The organism is Bifidobacterium choladohabitans (genome assembly GCF_016102005.1).
GTDB classification, from domain to species: Bacteria; Actinomycetota; Actinomycetes; order Actinomycetales; family Bifidobacteriaceae; genus Bombiscardovia; species Bombiscardovia choladohabitans.
Window position 1 is genome coordinate 175,051 of record NZ_JACFPL010000001.1, and the last position, 17,148, is coordinate 192,198.

16 protein-coding genes and 1 tRNA gene are annotated in these 17,148 nt (G+C 55.2%); 4 read left to right on the forward strand and 13 right to left on the reverse strand.

What is annotated here, in order from left to right; all coding sequences use genetic code 11:
* Positions 1 to 95: 95 nt before the first annotated feature.
* The 4 genes from fusA to H3S97_RS00720 form a co-directional block, all read right to left on the reverse strand.
* Complete coding sequence (fusA, locus tag H3S97_RS00705) at positions 96 to 2,222, reverse strand: elongation factor G (RefSeq protein ID WP_110413173.1); 2,127 nt, start codon at positions 2,220 to 2,222, stop codon at positions 96 to 98.
* A 26-nt stretch (positions 2,223 to 2,248) separates the two neighbouring features.
* The gene (rpsG, locus tag H3S97_RS00710; protein WP_015022140.1) at positions 2,249 to 2,719 is read right to left on the reverse strand and encodes a 30S ribosomal protein S7; all 471 of its coding nucleotides are present in this window, start codon (positions 2,717 to 2,719) and stop codon (positions 2,249 to 2,251) included.
* A gap of 3 nt (positions 2,720 to 2,722) precedes the next feature.
* The gene (rpsL, locus tag H3S97_RS00715; protein WP_015022141.1) at positions 2,723 to 3,094 is read right to left on the reverse strand and encodes a 30S ribosomal protein S12; all 372 of its coding nucleotides are present in this window, start codon (positions 3,092 to 3,094) and stop codon (positions 2,723 to 2,725) included.
* A gap of 346 nt (positions 3,095 to 3,440) precedes the next feature.
* The gene (locus tag H3S97_RS00720; RefSeq protein ID WP_198219332.1) at positions 3,441 to 3,827 is read right to left on the reverse strand and encodes a DUF488 domain-containing protein; all 387 of its coding nucleotides are present in this window, start codon (positions 3,825 to 3,827) and stop codon (positions 3,441 to 3,443) included.
* Positions 3,828 to 3,945: 118 nt separating this feature from the next.
* On the opposite strand from H3S97_RS00720, the gene H3S97_RS00725 reads away from it, so the two are divergent.
* The 4 genes from H3S97_RS00725 (at position 3,946) to H3S97_RS00740 (ending at position 6,151) form a co-directional block, all read left to right on the forward strand.
* Positions 3,946 to 4,938: a YwiC-like family protein gene (locus H3S97_RS00725; protein ID WP_269749227.1), complete on the forward strand. Its 993-nt coding sequence runs from the start codon at positions 3,946 to 3,948 to the stop codon at positions 4,936 to 4,938.
* Positions 4,935 to 5,510: a DNA-deoxyinosine glycosylase gene (locus tag H3S97_RS00730; RefSeq protein WP_198219336.1), complete on the forward strand. Its 576-nt coding sequence runs from the start codon at positions 4,935 to 4,937 to the stop codon at positions 5,508 to 5,510. The genes H3S97_RS00725 and H3S97_RS00730 overlap by 4 nt, the downstream gene beginning before the upstream one ends.
* Positions 5,500 to 5,958 carry an ASCH domain-containing protein gene (locus H3S97_RS00735; protein ID WP_198219338.1) on the forward strand — a complete coding sequence of 153 codons (459 nt, stop codon included), beginning with the start codon at positions 5,500 to 5,502 and terminating at the stop codon, positions 5,956 to 5,958. The genes H3S97_RS00730 and H3S97_RS00735 overlap by 11 nt, the downstream gene beginning before the upstream one ends.
* A 120-nt stretch (positions 5,959 to 6,078) precedes the next feature.
* Positions 6,079 to 6,151 (forward strand) — tRNA-His (locus H3S97_RS00740).
* Between the two features lie 307 nt (positions 6,152 to 6,458).
* On the opposite strand, the gene H3S97_RS00745 is transcribed toward H3S97_RS00740, so the two are convergent.
* The 9 genes from H3S97_RS00745 to H3S97_RS00785 form a co-directional block, all read right to left on the reverse strand.
* Positions 6,459 to 6,758, reverse strand: coding sequence for a hypothetical protein (locus tag H3S97_RS00745; protein ID WP_198219340.1), 300 nt, complete (start codon positions 6,756 to 6,758; stop codon positions 6,459 to 6,461).
* A gap of 163 nt (positions 6,759 to 6,921) precedes the next feature.
* Entirely contained in the window at positions 6,922 to 7,608 is a 687-nt protein-coding gene (locus H3S97_RS00750; protein WP_198219342.1) for an N-acetylmannosamine-6-phosphate 2-epimerase, read from the reverse strand.
* Complete coding sequence (locus H3S97_RS00755; protein ID WP_198219344.1) at positions 7,605 to 8,627, reverse strand: ROK family protein; 1,023 nt, start codon at positions 8,625 to 8,627, stop codon at positions 7,605 to 7,607. Before H3S97_RS00755 ends, H3S97_RS00750 begins: the two co-directional genes overlap by 4 nt.
* A gap of 81 nt (positions 8,628 to 8,708) precedes the next feature.
* The gene (locus H3S97_RS00760) at positions 8,709 to 9,662 is read right to left on the reverse strand and encodes a DUF4434 domain-containing protein (protein WP_198219346.1); all 954 of its coding nucleotides are present in this window, start codon (positions 9,660 to 9,662) and stop codon (positions 8,709 to 8,711) included.
* Positions 9,663 to 9,741: 79 nt separating this feature from the next.
* Positions 9,742 to 10,689, reverse strand: coding sequence for a carbohydrate ABC transporter permease (locus tag H3S97_RS00765; protein WP_198187324.1), 948 nt, complete (start codon positions 10,687 to 10,689; stop codon positions 9,742 to 9,744).
* Positions 10,670 to 11,677, reverse strand: coding sequence for a carbohydrate ABC transporter permease (locus tag H3S97_RS00770; RefSeq protein WP_198219348.1), 1,008 nt, complete (start codon positions 11,675 to 11,677; stop codon positions 10,670 to 10,672). Before H3S97_RS00770 ends, H3S97_RS00765 begins: the two co-directional genes overlap by 20 nt.
* A gap of 114 nt (positions 11,678 to 11,791) precedes the next feature.
* On the reverse strand, positions 11,792 to 13,093 hold the full coding sequence (locus H3S97_RS00775; protein ID WP_232356199.1) for an ABC transporter substrate-binding protein: 1,302 nt from the start codon (positions 13,091 to 13,093) through the stop codon (positions 11,792 to 11,794).
* 328 nt (positions 13,094 to 13,421) lie between these two features.
* A complete protein-coding gene (locus tag H3S97_RS00780) occupies positions 13,422 to 14,237 on the reverse strand; it encodes a GntR family transcriptional regulator (protein ID WP_198219350.1) in 816 nt (271 codons plus the stop codon).
* Between the two features lie 127 nt (positions 14,238 to 14,364).
* Positions 14,365 to 16,869, reverse strand: coding sequence for a DUF4855 domain-containing protein (locus tag H3S97_RS00785; RefSeq protein WP_198219351.1), 2,505 nt, complete (start codon positions 16,867 to 16,869; stop codon positions 14,365 to 14,367).
* Positions 16,870 to 17,148: the final 279 nt, after the last annotated feature.

Genomic DNA, 17,148 nt, shown 5'->3' on the forward strand with positions numbered 1-17,148 from the left:
CCCTCCGCCCAGTCAGCGCTACAAGAGTGTAACGCCGACTTGTGACAGAAGAGCCTTTTTGCGCGGGCCCGCCGTGGCGGCGGACCGGACCGGCATTACTCGCCTCGCTGGGCCTTGATGATCTCGTCGCTGACAGTCTTGGGAACCTCAGCGTAGGAGTCCATCTGCATGGTGAACATTGCGCGGCCCTGGGTCTTGGACCTGAGGTCGCCGATGTAGCCGAACATCTCCGACAGGGGCACCTTGGCGTCGATGACCTTGACGCCGGTGGCGTCGGTCATGGACTGGATGGAGCCACGACGGGAGTTGATGTCGCCCATGACGTCGCCCATGTACTCCTCGGGAGTACGGACCTCGACGGCCATGATGGGCTCGAGGATGACGGGCTTGGCCTTGGGAGCAGCCTCCTTGAAGCACATGGAGCCGGCGATCTTGAAGGCCATCTCCGAAGAGTCGACCTCGTGGATCTGGCCATCGGTCAGGGTCGCCTTGACGCCCACGACCGGGAAGCCTGCCAGCACGCCGGACTCCATGGCCTCCTGCACGCCCGCATCGACCGAGGGGATGAACTCCTTGGTGATGTGGCCGCCGGTGACCTTGTTCTCGAAGATGTAGGATTCGCCCTCGGAAGTGTCCAGGGGCTCGAAGTTCATGAGCACCTTGGCGAACTGGCCGGAACCACCGGTCTGCTTCTTGTGGGTGTACTCCTGGTTCATGACGGGCTTGCGGATGGTCTCGCGGTAAGCCACCTGGGGCTTGCCCACGTTGCACTCCACATGGAACTCGCGGCGCATGCGGTCCACCAGGATGTCCAGCTGGAGCTCACCCATGCCGGAGATCAGGGTCTGGCCGGACTCCTCGTCGGTCTTGACCTGGAAGGTGGGATCCTCCTCGGAGAGCTTCTGCAGGGCGATTCCCATCTTCTCCTGGTCGGCCTTGGTCTTGGGCTCCACGGCCACCTCGATCACAGGATCGGGGAAGGTCATGGATTCCAGCACCAGCGGCGCCTTCTCGTCACACAGGGTGTCACCAGTGGTGACGTTCTTGAGCCCGACGAAGGCGTAGATGTTGCCGGCGATGGCCTCGTCGACCGGATTCTCCTTGTTGGAGTGCATCTGGAAGAGCTTGCCGACGCGCTCCTTCTTGTCCTTGGTGGAGTCCAGGACCGTTTCGCCCTGGGCCACCTTGCCGGAGTAGACACGCACGTAGATCAGCTTGCCGTAGAAGGGGTGGGTGGCCACCTTGAAGGCCAGGGCCGAGAAGGGCTCGTCCACGGTGGGCTTGCGGTCGATCTCGACGGACTCGTCGCCGATCTTGTAGCCCTTGATGGCCGGCACGTCCTCGGGGCTGGGCAGGTAGTCCACGACCGCGTCCAGCATGGGCTGCACGCCCTTGTCCTTGAAAGCGGATCCGCAGAAGACCGGGAAGGCCGACTGCTCGATGGTCATCTTGCGCACAGCGGTGCGGATCTCCTGCTGGGAGATCTCCTCGCCGCCCAGGTACTTCTCCAGCAGATCCTCGTCCGACTCGGCCACGGCCTCGAGCAGCTCGGTGTGGTACTGCTCGGCCTTGTCCTTGAGGTCGTCGGGGATGTCGATGGTGTCGTACTTGGCGCCCAGATCGGCCTCGTCCTTCCAGTAGTAGGCCACCATGCGCACCAGGTCGACCACGCCGTGGAAGTCGCTCTCAGCGCCAATGGGCAGCTGCATGACCAGTGGCTTGACGCCCAGCTTGTCCTTGATGGTGTCCACCGAGTAGTAGAAGTCGGCGCCCAGCTTGTCCATCTTGTTGATGAAGCAGATGCGGGGCACGCCATACTTGTCGGCCTGACGCCAGACGGTCTCGGACTGGGGCTCCACGCCCTCCTTGCCGTCGAACACCGCCACGGCACCATCGAGCACACGCAGGGAGCGCTCCACCTCGGCGGTGAAGTCCACGTGGCCGGGGGTGTCGATGATGTTGATCTGGTAGCGGTCCTCAGGATCGTGGGACTGGCGGTTCCAGAAGGCCGTGATGGCGGCGGAGGTGATCGTGATGCCACGTTCCTTCTCCTGGTCCATCCAGTCCATGGTGGAGGCGCCGTCGTGGGTCTCGCCGATCTTGTAGTTGACGCCGGTGTAGTAGAGAATACGCTCTGTCGTCGTTGTCTTGCCGGCATCGATGTGGGCCATGATGCCGATGTTGCGGACCTTGGTCAGGTCCGTGAGCACGTCTTGTGCCATAATTCCTTGTTCTCGCTCTCTTGGGATTACCAGCGATAGTGGGCGAACGCCTTGTTGGCCTCGGCCATCTTGTGGGTGTCCTCGCGGCGCTTGACCGCGGCACCCAGGCCGTTGGAGGCATCAAGGATCTCGTTGGCCAGCCGCTCCGACATGGTCTTCTCACGACGGGCGCGGCTGTAATCGGTCAGCCACCGCAACGAGAGCGTATTGGCGCGGTTCGGCTTGACCTCGACGGGGACCTGGTAGGTGGCGCCGCCGACGCGACGGCTGCGGACCTCCAGGCTGGGACGAATGTTGTCCAGGGCGCGCTTGAGCACGGCCACGGGCTCCTGGTCGGTCTTCTCCTTGACCTGCTCCAGGGCGGTGTAGACGATGTTCTCGGCGATGGACTTCTTGCCGTCCAGCAGGATCTTGTTGATCAGCTGGGCCACCACGGTGGAACCGTAGATGGGATCGGGCAGGAGCTGGTGCTTTTTTGCTGGTCCTTTGCGTGACATGTATTACTTGGCCTTCTTTGCTCCGTACAGGGAACGGCCCTGCTTGCGATCCTTGACTCCCTGAGTATCCAGCGCACCGCGCACGATGTGGTAGCGCACGCCGGGCAGATCCTTGACACGTCCGCCGCGCACCAGCACGATGGAGTGCTCCTGTAGGTTGTGGCCCTCGCCTGGGATGTAGGCGGAAACCTCGATGCCGGAGCTCAGACGGACACGGGCAACCTTCCGCAGAGCCGAATTCGGCTTCTTGGGGGTGGTGGTGTAGACACGGGTGCACACGCCGCGACGCAGCGGGCTGCCCTTGAGTGCCAAAGTCTTCGACTTGCGAGGCTTGGCCTTGCGCCCTTTGCGGACGAGCTGTTCAATTGTTGGCAACTGACTCTCTCCGATTCCTTCGATGAACTTGTCTTCGTTTGCACTGCGAGACCGCCGCACCGCAGCCGCAGTCGCTCCCAGGAGGAGAGATCAGCCACTGTCCACCGGCCCGATGGCCCCTGATCCTCCTGCTGGGCATTGCTGCCTGCACTCTTCGGATTCGGGGATATCCCGACAAGCTCACCTGTGACATAAGGCGTGCTGTCGGCACACACGATGAAAAGTATATCACCGGGACAGACATCGTTGCGCGTAACGCGAGGCTATACGCTCTAGGCTTTGCTCATTGCGATGCCACACTGGAGCCGCTGATTGGGAAACCCTTGCAGCAGACCTTTGACAGACCTTATAACTGCTTTTGTACGTACCTTTCTTTCTTCTCAAGAGCATGGCGGATGTAGTCGCGCAGGATCAGGGCATGGTTGACAGCTGGATCCTTGGCTGCATAGACCAGTGTCGTCCGATCATGTTCACGTACAATGCTGAGCAGATCCTCCAAGGCGGGATTGTCGTCCAGCTCTGTGCGGTAGCGGCATGCGAAGTCCTCGAAGCGGTCTGGATCATGATGCCACCAGCGCCGCAGGTCCGGACTGGGTGCGACATCCTTGAGCCAGCCAGACAGGGCCGCCCGCTCCTTGCTGACGCCACGTGGCCAAAGCCTGTCGACCAGGATGCGGACCCCGTCCTCGTCGGCGGCCTGCTCGTATACGCGCTTGATATCCACCTGACCCATCATCTGCCTCCTGAACCCGGGGACCCCTATGATTCATGACTCTTCCAACCATGATATTGACCGAATCTGCATTACGGAAGAGGCAGTGAGAGCCATACCGGGGCGTAGGCTGATGAGTATGCATACAGACGCAGACAAGGGCAAAGCAGCCGGATCAAACGGCAGTAGACCGAGCCCTCAAGCCCGCAAATCAGCAAAACCTACTGGAACAGGGTCCAAGGGACGACAGTGGCGGCGGTTATGGATACCCGACCAAATAGGCGGCTGGGCCATGGCCTTGATGCCGGGTCTGGCTGGTCTGCTGGTCGCAGGGCCGACCTGGAGGAGCCTGCTGCTCATGGTCGCTTGGGCTTTCTGCTACTGCTTTGAATTCACAGGCTCACGGTGGATGGTATCGCACCGAGCTGCCAGATTTGCGCCACCAGCTTTGGGATACGCCCTGCTCATGGCCGTGACCGGGCTGATCCTGTTGATTGGGACCCCTGGGCTCCTGCGATGGGCCCCGCTCTACCTGGTGCTGGGCGTGCTGAACTTTGCCGCCGCCTGGATGCGTGCAGAGCGCTCCTGGTGGAACGATATTGTGGCCGTGATCGCGGCCTGCACGCTCTGTCTGATCGCTGTATCCCTAGGGTCACGATTCCAGACGCCGGAAGCAGGACTAGAAGGCGCTAACGCCGGCTACTTCGGATGCCAACCGAATCCTGCTGTGGACTGCTTCGCCGACGGATTTTTCCCAAGCGCCGCCCTGCCATCGATCGGAGTGGTCAGTGCAGCGCTCTTCGCTGTGACCCAGTTCGGTTCGGTCATCTTCGTCAAAACCATGATCCGCGAGCGCGGCAAGACCTGGTGCTACCTGCTTTCGCTGGCTTGGAACCTGGCCCTCTGCCTGATCGGGGTCGCCATGGTGCATACCGCAGGATGGTGGCCTCTGTTGACCGCTCTGGTTCTGTTGGTGCGCGCGGCCCTGCTGCCTGCCATCTCCCGTCGGCGCCGCATTCCCATTCTGTATGTGGGCCTGGTTGAATGTGCAACCAGCCTCCTGGTCTTCATTCTGGTAATTGCACAGGCTGACGTGATGACCGCGTCTCTGACAGGCCTGCTTGGCGCATGACTGCAGGTTCCGTCACACACGTCACCCACGAGTTCGGGCCCATCTGGGATGACCGATCTCGTGTGCTGATCCTGGGATCCATTCCCAGCCCGAGTTCGCGCGAAGCTGGCTTCTACTACATGTTTCCGCGCAACCGCTTCTGGCCCGTGCTGGCTGCACTCTTCCACCAGCCTGTTCCAGAGCACGATTCGGCTGTCCGCGCCCGATTTGCCCTCAATCACCGCATCGCCCTCTGGGATGTCATCCAGGAATGCGACATCCACGGTGCCTCCGACGCTTCAATTACCAATGTCGTACCTACCGACATCGCCGGCTTGCTGAACCGTGCGCCCATAGACACCATATTCACTACAGGACGCAAAGCCGGCCAGCTTTACCGCCGCTACTGCCTGCCGATCCTGCAGGAGAGGGGATATCGACCGACGATGATCAATCTGCCATCCACCAGCCCCGCCAACGCCGCTATGAGTCTGGCCGATCTGATCAAGGCCTACCAACCCGTAAGGAAAGCGCTCGACGACAAAGAGCCTAAGCTTGATAGGCAAGACAACCGCAACGACTATGACAAATAGGCAAATACCAACGGTCAAAGCCCAAGATGTTGCGAACCTTCCCAAGGATGAATTCGCTTTCCCTGGTCCAGAACGTGATTGCCTGGTAAAAGCGATCCTGGAGGGGCGCAAAACTACTACGACCAGCCTGATGGCAGAGTTCATTCATGATCATGAGCCACTCCCCGCCGCCGGCCGACGAACGCTTCTGTTGAACTCAGATGACCAGCCTCTTGCCGTCCTCAGATATGCCTCGGTGAGCGTGACCCGACTCGGCCTGGTCACGCCGCAGCATGTTCTGAATGAAGGAGAAGACTATAAAAGCCTTCCTGGGTGGCGCCAGGCTCATAAGTCCTTCTGGACCTCAGAGAACATGCGACAGGCACTGGGTGATCCGGACTTCAATGTCAACGACCAGACCCTGGTGGTACTGGAGACTTTTTATGTAGAGGCCATGGTCGTGAACTGAAGGCCCAAAGACAAAGCACTGTCTTTAGGCATGGGTCATATTTCACCGGCGTGCCATGTCATGCCATCGTGTATAATTTCATCTGTTGCATTGATCCGCGATGCGGGTTGATTCACTATGGTGGCTATAGCTCAGTCGGTAGAGCACCTGATTGTGGTTCAGGAGGTCGCGCGTTCGAGCCGCGTTAGCCACCCTCTCACCTTCTTGTTATTTCTCATTCTCCCATATATGCTCTGCTGCGGATTCTCATATTTGCTAGGCTGGCGATGAAGTTGGTATTGACAAAGTGGAGTTGGAGCGTCTCGACTGGCATCGAAGCCCTGACGATGTCTACGTCGGTCTTGCTTACGCGCTGATCGCAGTATTCGTAGTCGTTATCGGCTAAGAATTCTCCCAATAAACTTATAAAAATATGCTTATCTCCGACATCCCACGCTTGCAGTTTATCGGAGCCAAGTATATGGTCGGCTCGTTGACCCCTTTGCTTTCGTTCTGGTTTACTACCTCGCGTCAGCGGTGGCCAGTCTGTTCAAAGTGCGCGGCCCAGGTGATAGCGCAGGTAATCTCGTCGGCGATGCCTTAGTGATGACGGTGGCTATCGCTTTCTTTATCTCTGTTATTTTCAACTTAAGCGTGATCTTACAGGTGACAACTAATTCGGCCCGTGTTCCTGCCATCTTCATCATCTGGCCTTTAACGATATCCATGCCGACCATATTCGCCCACTGGACTTGGCTCAAATACATGGTTTCGTGACTGTTGCCGAGAGCATTGCCCTCTCCACAATGAGCATCGACCAAATCTGCTCCTATATCGGTGTCTCCCTTGCTGTCCTGGCGCTCACCACGCTAGGCTCCGCCCTCCTCATCAGCCGCAAAGAGCCGTAATAATTCCCCAATCGCCGCTCTATTGAGGGCCCGGTTCACCTTCGTTGGTCTGGGCCCTCACCTACTCCAAGCAAGCCTAGTCTTTATTCGGTTCTTGCAAGGCTTGAACGAACCATGAGGTTATCGTCTGCGGGTGAGTAATGGCCGTGCCCACTACTACTGCCCACACACCTAAGCTCTTAACAAGCTGAGCCTGCTCGGGCGTATGCACTCTCCCCTCACAAATCACCGGGATATCGCTAATAGTGGAGACCATCGCCTCAATAAGCTCATAGTCCGGCCCATCAGTCTTCTGCCGATCCGCTGTGTATCCAGCGAGCGTAGGAGATACGATATCGAAACCCAAATCCCTCGCCCGTCGAGCGTCGTCCAAACAGCCGCAGTCAGCCATAAGCACTGCACCTTCTGAACGCAGTATCCGCACTGTTTCCGCCAGGCTCAACCCATCTGGTCGTGGCCTATCTGTGGCATCGAGAGCCACAATATCGGCTCCCGCGGCCATGCAGCACCTCGCGTGCCGCAACGTGGGCGTGATATATACGCCGGTATCCCCCTCCTTCCACAGACCTATCACGGGCACACTGACCGTTCCTTTGATGGCAGCAATATCCGAAAGTCCCTGACAGCGAATACCGCCGGCTCCTCCAGCTTGAGCAGAAAACGCGATTTGAGCCATAGTCTCTGGGTGTCGCATAGCTTCACCTGGATATGCTTGGCAGCTCACAATAAGTTGATGATGCAAACGTTCTACTACTTTTTTCATGGGATTCTCCTGTCATTGTCAGCGTCAATCCACACGCCGCGTGCCCTGCCACACATACCGTAGCCTTCCAAAAAGGCTTCCGCCGCTCCTATCAGCGGCGCATCATCACCGAGATCTCCAAGCACGAGCCGGGTTGACGCAACCGGTACTATCGCTTGCTCGGCATAACCTTTTCGCACGGCTTTCAGCCAGAGTGTTCCTGCTTGAGCGACCGATCCGGATAACACAATGACAGCCGGATCGAGCACATTCGCGAGATTGCCTAAAGCATTGCCCAAGTATTGCCCGACTTGTTCAAGGGCTTGGCGAGCCAGAGGGTCACCTTGCCGAGCTCGAGCTGCGATCCGAGCCCCGCCACAAGGTTTTTCTGCCGGAGCACCGCCCAGCTGAACATATACGTGTTCAAGACCTGGGCCCGAGGCAAGAGGCTCAATGTGGCCGCGATGTCCGCAAGAGCACACTACATCAGCAGCTGCCGGGTGACCGATATGACCCACATGACCTCCCGCAGAGTGAGAGCCGTGTAGCAACTTGCCATCAATGCTGACACCACCGCCAATACCCGTCCCTATTGCTACAAGCAAAGCCGAGTCATACCCTTGTGCGGCCCCCCATCGCACTTCTCCAAACGTGTGCGCAAGAGCATCACCCAAGGCATAGACGTGTAGTCCGCTCAACTGCTCCAGTCGAGACCTCAGCGCCAGGCCTGTCCAGCCTGGCAAAATATCGGTCGCTGACACGATGCGCCCGGAGAAATCCACACAGCCAGGGCTCGCCACAGCCAGACCCGCTACTGCCAACGCACCATTAGGCCAGCTACGAGCTCTGTCGCATAAGGTCCGGACCTCCTGGGCCACCCGGTTGAGTACATGCTCACCACCCTGCGTTGCCTGCGTAGGTATGGAGTGCAGGGTGTCAGGCAGTATTACAGGTTTCGACTCATTGACTTCGACCAGTGCTGAAGCAATTTTGGTGCCTCCAATATCGACCGCTACTACTACTTGGTGAAGTTCGTCCATGTCTGAGGTGACTCCTTTGCTCGCAACAGCTTGAACCACGCTTGCCATTCCTATCGACTACGTCCAAACCAGCAGTAAGACTCACTGATCCAAAGCACGGTGCTCACCGTGCAAATACTCCTGGTAGCGGTCGAACAAATGTCTTGCAGACGGCCACATGGAGTGAGGCGACAAGAAGTGGGAGAATTCAAACGTAATTGCTTTGTCGACTATTCCCTCTGCTGAAGTCAACTTGTGCACCAGCTTGCGCCACTCAATCGGAGGGAATTTGATAGGCATATCGCGATCGAACGTCTCCACATTCGACCACAGGGAGAGACCGTATTTATCCGTCAGCTCCCGCATGGCGCTCAGTGTCTCAGGCAGCTCAAGCTCGTATACCGTACCGTCCTGGAAAGCGGCTACATCGATAAGGCCCGAGTATGCCTTGAAAATCTCATCCCACTGGGTCACGATTTCCTTGAGCGACCGTGGCGAGGGCGCAGGCAGAGAGTATCCCAAGCTCATGTCATACCTGCCCAGCCAATACGGCGACGAGAGAATAGGCAAGTCCTGTGTCTGCCGACAGAGTCTAGCAAGCGCTGTATTGAGTTCAATAATGCGTTGTCCCGAGTCGTAGGTCTCATGAGGTAGATACCAGCCAGCAAATGACTTGTGGGAACCATAGCGCTGCCACACTTCGGGAATATAGTCGCGATTGACCTCTACTTCTCCCTTCCAATCGTTGCGATTCCAGTACACTCCAGAGTCGTACAGGCCGAAGTAAAACTTGATGTTGCGCTCGTCAGCCAAGCTCAAGAAGAGCTCGGGCATATCCATATACACCGGTATGGTCTTCACTTGAGCGGAGATGACCTTCGAGGGATGCGAGAGCCGAGGACCCCAACCCGAGCGGATGAGAATAACCGTGTCGATACCCGCTTCAACATAGGTGTCAAACTCCTGCGTCCACTCTTTGACTCCCCAGTTGTGGCCGGCAATATCTGCCGTCACCTCATCTAGGAACGTTCCGGTAATACGTAGCGGTTCTGTCATAAGAAACTCCCATATAAATAGAATTATTGGTTACACTGCTTTATTGCGGTAAAAAGATGCTGTAAGTGTGATGTCTAAACTATTTGAGACCTCCCAACGAAGCGCCCTCCACAAAGTAGCGCTGGCCAATGAGGAAGATAACAAAGGTCGGAATAGTGAACATTGTGCAGGCCGCCATGAGCGGAGCCCAGTCGGTACCGTGCGAGGAGAAGAACGAATACATACCCATGGAAATGGTGTAGAGGTTTTGATCGCGCAGGTAGATGAGCGGCCCCATAAAGTCGGTCCAAGTGCCCACGAATTGGAAGAGCCCTACCGTAATCAGTGCCGGCTTCGCCATCGGCATGACGATCCGGAAGAGAATCCTAAACTCCCCTGCCCCATCCACACGGGCCGCCTCGATATATTCCATAGGAATGCCGAGGAAGAACTGGCGGAGCATGTAAATATAGAAGGAGGAGCCGAAGAACTGCGGGATAATGAGCGGCCAGAAGGTACCCACTAAGTTGAGCTGATCCCACATGATATAGACCGGTACCAGCGTGACCTGCGAGGGCAGCATCATCGTGGAAAGCACCAGCAGGAGCACTAGATTGCGCCCTCTCCAACGCAACTTCGAGAGCGAATAGGCCACAATCGGGCAGGTGAGTAACGTCGCGCCCACATTGAAAGCCACCAAAATAAGCGTATTGCCGAAGTATTTCAGCAAGGGAGCCTGAGCGAAAGCAGCGCCATAGTTAGAAAAATCGAGCGTCTTGGGGAAGACCGACGACCCTACTTCACGGGCTGGTGTCAACGAAGTCGCTACCATGACCACCAGTGGAATACCGAAGAGCAGAAGCACGCCCACGATCCCTGCCAAACTGAGGAACCGTGTGCGGTAGGAGCGCAGACTCGGACTGTTCCAATCCTTGTGATGCACGCCGGGCAGCTCCACCCGTTGTCTGCTGGTCTTGCGCGAGGGCGTTGAGCGGAACAACACTGCCCGAGAAACAGCCATTCTTGATTTAGTGAGCAGCATCTTCATCTACACCTTTCGACAGTCGGAGAATAACGGCGGTGAGAATCAGAGCAATAATGAAGAGGATCCACGCCAGCGCCGAAGCATAACCCATCTTGAAGTAGGAGAACGCGTTCTGATACAGGTAGACCGCGTACGTGAGCCAGGTTTCGTCCGGCCCTCCGGTCGACATGTTGAAACCGCCCGAACCCAGTAAATATGGGATAGTGAAGTTCTGCAGACCTCCCAGCAAGCCCGCAATCAGCTGAAAGACCGTAACGGGAGCTATAGCTGGCAGCGTGACGTAGCGAAAACGACGCAGTACGCCGCAGCCATCCAACGCCGCAGCCTCCATCAGCTCACGAGGCACATCACGCAGGGCAGCCAGATAAATCACCGTAGTGCCACCTACGGTCCACAAGGAAATCAGAATAACAGCGGGTCGTGTCCAAGCCGGATCGAGCAGCCAGTTGGGTGCCGGTATGCCTAATTTGGTCAACACCACATTGATCAGGCCATACTTGCCATTAAACATCCAGCGCCACAGGTAGGCCACTACGGCGGAAGGAATAATGGCGGGGATGTACGAGAGAGCACGGGCGAGTCCTCGGGCCGGCGCCTCCTTCAGGTTCAAGATCAGGGCCACACCCAGTGCAAATGCGAGGCCTAGGGGCACGCCGATGAACGTCAGGTAAGCCGTGTTTTCCAGGGACTTATAAAAACGAGGATCGGCAAAAACCGATTGGTAGTTGTGCATGCCCACCCATTTTGGAGCCGTCATAATATTGAAATCGGTAAACGAATAGTACAACGACGCGATCATTGGTCCGATAGTAAACAGCACTAAACCGATGAGGAAAGGCATAGCGAAGCCCAAACCGTAGCGCCTCTCGTTCTTGCTGCCCCTTTTCGGTTTTCCGGCCTTGCCTCGTCTGCCTCGCCGGGTAATCACACTGATGTTGCGCTGCGCCTGAGTGTTATGGGCTGCACCCGCTGAAATCTGTGCATCTGACACGAATGTCACACCTCCTCGTGTGAGACTCCGCAGGCTGCAAGACCACTGATTAGTCAGCCTGCGGAGTCAATCTAGAGCAAAATAGTTGATGGGACCATTCCACCCGTCTGTATCCTATTGTTTGTAGGCTTTAGCCTTTTCGGCCACCGCCTGCATAGCCTGCTCTGGAGTCGCCTGCCCAGCCTGAATCTGTGTAAAGGCCGCAGAGAGATCTTGCCCATATTGAGTGCTGAACTTGGTGGAATAACTCGGCACGGCCAACTTTGACTTAGCAGCCGCCAAGAACACGTCGAAGTTCGGCAGATCAGAATATGTTGTGTCGCTGAGTAACGAAGTACGTCCGGGCAAGTTAGCCAACGTATGTGTAAACTCAAGCATCGGCTTTTTGCCTAGGAAATACTTCATGAACTTCCAAGCTTCTTTGGGGTGAGCGGAGTTCTTCGGGATGAACAAGTTGGACAGGTCCAAACGTGTAGTGCCCCTAAGCTCTGGCTTATCTGCAGGATATGGCAGAGCTGCGGCCCCCCAGTTGAGCTTCGGTGCCAGGCGACGGATGAACGCCGACTGCCAGTTGCCGTCAATCAGAGTTGCGATTTGCCCGGTGTAGAAGGGGTATTGAGCCGTGCCGTACTCACCGAAACCCGACTGGAAGTCTTGCAGGTTTTTAGCGCCGAACTTCTTGACTACATGCTCAACCCACCAGTTCAACGCCTCTATATTGCGTGGGTTGGTTGGTGAAGCCTTGCCGTCCTCGGTGTACCAACTGCCCCCGTAGGCCTGGACGAGCAGCTGCAGGTCCACCGAAGAGTTGGTGCCCAACCGCTCGACCTTGTCTCCGTTGAGCTTACTAACTGTATCGATGACCTTAGCAAAATCGTCGAACGTCTCGGGAGGGTTGGTAATGCCGGCCTCTTTGAGCTCATCCTTGTTGTACAGCAACTGATAGATATTCGCTGCCACGGGTAGAGCGTAGAGCTTGGAATCAAAGGAATTATTTTTGATTGCGGCTGGAAGGAAGTCGGAAGTGTCGTACTTGTCAGCTTTAATATAGTCGTCCAGCCCCAAGAGCACACCGCTGTTTGCCCAATCGACAATCTGCGAATTGCCTGTGTTGGAAATATCAAACTGAGGGTTTTTGCCCTGCATCGACAGCACCTGTGCCTGCTGATCTGCAGACGAGGTTCCTTTGACTGATATCTTGCTCTGAGAAGCGTTGAAATCCTTGATGATCTTCTCAACGGCTTTCGCTTCGTCGCCTGTCCACAGGTACGAGAATCGTACGGTGACTTTTCCCTCCTTGTCTGTGCCGGTCGTGTTGGTAGGCCCAAAGCCAGCGCATCCTGCCAGGGAGACACTCGCCAGGGTAGCCACAGCGGCCACTGCCAGCTTCCTTGCTATATGGTGTACATGTTTCATTGGTATGTACCTTTCTTCGCTTTTTCAACATCATCGTTGGAGTAAACGTGTATCGTTTACTGACATTGCCGCCTTCGACCAGACGGAAGATTCATCAATCCTCTCTGACAACTGCATTGGCACCCTTGCCGGTTATAGCTTATGAAAGACCGGTCAGACGGCCTGAAAGTATAGAAACAACAACCCTGCGATACACAGAGCAAGCACCACGCTTCCAACTATCTGACTTTCCGTAACTAGCAGTTTTTATGCTAGGGCGGCCGTCTACGGAATGCAATATTGGTATTCACCAATTATTCGTTTCCAATGATTGCGCTACAGGATTGCTTCAATCTCGCTTGACCGCATAATGAAGCATGTATTTATCTCCCCTATAGAGAGATGTGCTCGTCTCGATGCGTCTTCCTTTGACATCAAAGGTAACGCGGACGATTTTCAAAGCCGGTGAATAGGGCGCTACCTGCAACAGCTTAACGTCATCTGGCTCAAGCGCCACAGGAGAAACCACCTGATCTGCCCATACCGGCAGCAAACCATATTCGTGTTGCAACACATCATAAAAGGAACCAGTGATATCCTGCTTCTCAATACCCGGTACATACTCAAGTGGGACGGTCACCTCTTCCAGGCACATAGGCTCGCCATCAGCCAAGCGCAAGCGTCGTAAGATATAGACATCAGCCCCAGGCGAGACTTTGAGACGCCAAGAAGCTTTCCGATCTGCTTGCGCCCGCTCATGCAAAAGCACCCGAGAAGATGGAACCATGCCTCTCGCTCGAATATCTTCAGAAAACGAAGTAAGCTTTAGCGACTTTACAATTCCTGGCTCGACGGTGTATGTACCGCCGCCCTGCACCTTGTATACAACGGTGTCTGCTTCGAGTTTTCCTATGGCCTTGCGAATCGTAACGCGACTAGCCTTGAACTCTTCGGCCAACTTGCGTTCAGGCGGAATCACCGAGTTTGAAGGACGGCCCGCAATATATTTGCGATAAATAGCATCGCGTATCTTCATATATTTGGGCCGCGTATCTTCCCAATCACGCCGGTCCTCGTCATCACTGAACGTTTGGTCATCCGTAGGCCGATTAGAACCATACAAACCGCTCTTGCCCAGAAACAGCCCCTCGGCAGTTACCTGCATCTCTTCGCCCCTCTTTCCTAGAACGGCACCACACCGCCAACAGCCAATAAAAACGCCCAACAGCTATGCGAAGTTTGACGCTTATAACGCAGTTATAAAGGGATTGAGCTTTACAGGGATGAGACACTTATGCCACCTTGACTTCAGAGATCATCGTCCAAGCCCAGCTAGCCCCGTCACCTGGTAAAAGAATCCGCACAGCAGTAACTTGTTGGTAGCGCAAATCGGCAATGTCAAGACGAACTCCACCAGACCCGAATGACGTTTGTTCTCGGCGCCCCTGCACGTCCACCCACTGGCCCGCGGTTTTTACCTGAGCCGCGAACGTAGTGGGTGCCACAATCCCGTAGGAACCGGCATTGAGAGTATAGACAGAAATGGTATTAACATCTATCGGTTTAGCGGCATCAAATCGTAGCGTAACCGCTTCGTTTGCTGGCCAACCCGAGATCTCTCTCCAAGCAAAGTCACCAGTGTATCTTCCGTCCGTAAGACGCAGCCCATCGTCCGAATAATTGTCTAAATCACCTGGAGCTCGTGCTAATCGGTAGCTGAAATTGATGGGATTGCCAACGCTATCAACAACTTGCAGTTCAGAGAGCATAGCCCAAGAATTCGTAGAGAACCCGATATTGATATAACGTGCCCCGACTGGAGTGCCAGTTGCTTCGATGTATCCATCTTGATTTGTACATGTAATCTCAGTAGCTGTTAGACAAGAGATGCCAGGTACTGTCGGCAACGATTCTCCTCCTACTGGCGCATGCTTTGCGATGACATGTGGAGTCGAAAAAGGCCAGCTCGCCAGTAATGGAGACGTCCCCGTACCGCTACTCATCAGCGTAGGAGTATTTGAAAAAGTGGCTACAGGATTCAGTGGCCAATTGACAGCGGCATCACTTCCACCCTGTGCATAGACTTTTACGGCTCCTACCCGGCGTACACTGCCTAAATCGATATTGATTACTGATTTGCCTGGATTAGAGTTCCAGCCCACATTTCGCCCAGAAGACCAGCCTGCAGTCGATATTTTGCCATCGTGAAGCATATGAGAAGTCTTATCAGGATACGATGCAGGCCTGGGCTTACCTGACTCCACCACCGTATACGCGTTGGCTAGCCCGTTCTCAGTCACAGGATCGAGCGAACGATCGCCTACTATTCTCACTATCGGAGGCTTACTCACCGGGGAGCGCTGGGCCGTAGTCAGTATTAGCCTGATCGTCTGCCTATCGGAGTCGACTCGGGTATTATCAAAACTCACAACCACACCCTGAATGTCGTCTGCCAAGCTGTCACCACCTGGCCTTGTGGCCCAAGCCAGCTGCTTCCATCCACCGTTGGCAGTCTGAACTTGGAGTTGCACCTCGCCCTGCCAATACTGCTGGTGTTCAGCAAAGTCGATGCGTATGCTATTGAACTTTCTCAGATCCACTTCGCGCGCAACGTACATTCGTTGATTGTCGCTCTGCCCGACTGATTGTTTCGATTCCACAGCTTTGATATCTACATCTGGAGAAGAGATGTGCTTGCCAGAGACGTAGTCAGCCAATGCATCGTAGACTGAGCGCTGCGATGGATTGCTGCTGGTCGTGATACCACAAGAGCCAAAGCCCTCTCCCAAAAAAGCAGCAGACACTCCATCCTGGTAACCGTACGTAGAGCCGTTTGCCAGATACTGCATAGCCATAACCTGTTCAGTTGTTAACCGGGAGCACCCACGGAATTCAAGTTCGATCCCTAAACCGTATTTTTGAGCAGCTACAGCCGTTTCCTGCAACCTCGATGCGTTGACTTCACCACCATCCAGCGGTGAGCGGAAAGCATAGGAGGGCTGCATGATAGCAACGTCAAAACCATACTCTTTCCAAGATTGCCAGCCCAATCCTTTGTAATAGGGGATAAACAAATATTTAAGACCGCTGTTATGGACTCCTTGCGCATCGCCAGCAATTATGTGTTGCTCGTAAGGAGGAACGTCTTCACGCATCCTGTATAAGCCCCACAGAGCAAGATGTGCATAGTGCTTTTGGCTAAATCGTTGGCTCACTGTATTGGCAAACCACTGGGCCACAGCCTGCCGATCCTGGGCACTCGACAAACTGCGGTCAGAGCCGTTTACTTTGCCGAAAGAGCCGACGCTGGGATTCATCCACGGCATCATAACTATGATCGAGCGTTGAGATTGCTGTGGAGCTCCATCATCCTGTGCAGCTAAGTCTGCTTGCTCGGCAGCTTTTTCAACGGTATCAATGGGGCCACCTGTGCTAAACCACTGGTCGATAAGTGTCTGCCAATCCGACAATGTTGTTGCACCGTAATCAGTTTGTTTCCCATTGATCGTAAAACGCAATAAAACTGCTGCATCGAACATGGACGCTCCGGGAATAGGCTTACCTGTGTTATCAACCCGATTAAATAGAGGCAGAACCGCTCGCTCGTCCAACTGGTCATCAGCATATATCAGCGCCGCATGATGAAAGCCAACTGCCTCTGGCTTGGGATATCCTGTCGATTGCTCGCTGGACATGCCTTGAGCCCTGACGGGAGAAATCGCAACCAGCAGACAGAAAGCAACAGATATAAGGGCCACAGTAGAAAAAACGAATGGTCGATAAGCTTTTCCCGACATAGTTACTCCTCAATGACGGTTTCGCGCTGCTTTGTTACTCGCAGCAGGGACATCATAGTTTCTACCGCTCACTTGGTGGTATAACAATATTTGCACCGATAGAGCAATATTCCTTATACAAATCAATACTCAAAGCGTATACTACAAAGAAAACAGAGCTCAATATTGGTCTATACCAATAGTGAGCTCTACTCGTTGACTTATCTATTACAAAGCAATATGTAGCACTCGTCTATGCTGCCAACACACGGCGATAAAACTACTGCTGAGAGCGGCGAA

Bases quoted from the DNA above. Each gene is read 5' to 3' on its own strand.
- fusA (WP_110413173.1), bottom strand. From the start codon at position 2,222: ATGGCACAAGACGTGCTCACGGACCTGACCAAGGTCCGCAACATCGGC.
- rpsG (WP_015022140.1), bottom strand. From the start codon at position 2,719: ATGTCACGCAAAGGACCAGCAAAAAAGCACCAGCTCCTGCCCGATCCC.
- H3S97_RS00720 (WP_198219332.1), bottom strand. From the start codon at position 3,827: ATGGGTCAGGTGGATATCAAGCGCGTATACGAGCAGGCCGCCGACGAG.
- H3S97_RS00725 (WP_269749227.1), top strand. From the start codon at position 3,946: ATGCATACAGACGCAGACAAGGGCAAAGCAGCCGGATCAAACGGCAGT.
- H3S97_RS00730 (WP_198219336.1), top strand. From the start codon at position 4,935: ATGACTGCAGGTTCCGTCACACACGTCACCCACGAGTTCGGGCCCATC.
- H3S97_RS00735 (WP_198219338.1), top strand. From the start codon at position 5,500: ATGACAAATAGGCAAATACCAACGGTCAAAGCCCAAGATGTTGCGAAC.
- H3S97_RS00750 (WP_198219342.1), bottom strand. From the start codon at position 7,608: ATGAAAAAAGTAGTAGAACGTTTGCATCATCAACTTATTGTGAGCTGC.
- H3S97_RS00755 (WP_198219344.1), bottom strand. From the start codon at position 8,627: ATGGACGAACTTCACCAAGTAGTAGTAGCGGTCGATATTGGAGGCACC.
- H3S97_RS00760 (WP_198219346.1), bottom strand. From the start codon at position 9,662: ATGACAGAACCGCTACGTATTACCGGAACGTTCCTAGATGAGGTGACG.
- H3S97_RS00765 (WP_198187324.1), bottom strand. From the start codon at position 10,689: ATGAAGATGCTGCTCACTAAATCAAGAATGGCTGTTTCTCGGGCAGTG.
- H3S97_RS00775 (WP_232356199.1), bottom strand. From the start codon at position 13,093: ATGAAACATGTACACCATATAGCAAGGAAGCTGGCAGTGGCCGCTGTG.
- H3S97_RS00780 (WP_198219350.1), bottom strand. From the start codon at position 14,237: ATGCAGGTAACTGCCGAGGGGCTGTTTCTGGGCAAGAGCGGTTTGTAT.
- H3S97_RS00785 (WP_198219351.1), bottom strand. From the start codon at position 16,869: ATGTCGGGAAAAGCTTATCGACCATTCGTTTTTTCTACTGTGGCCCTT.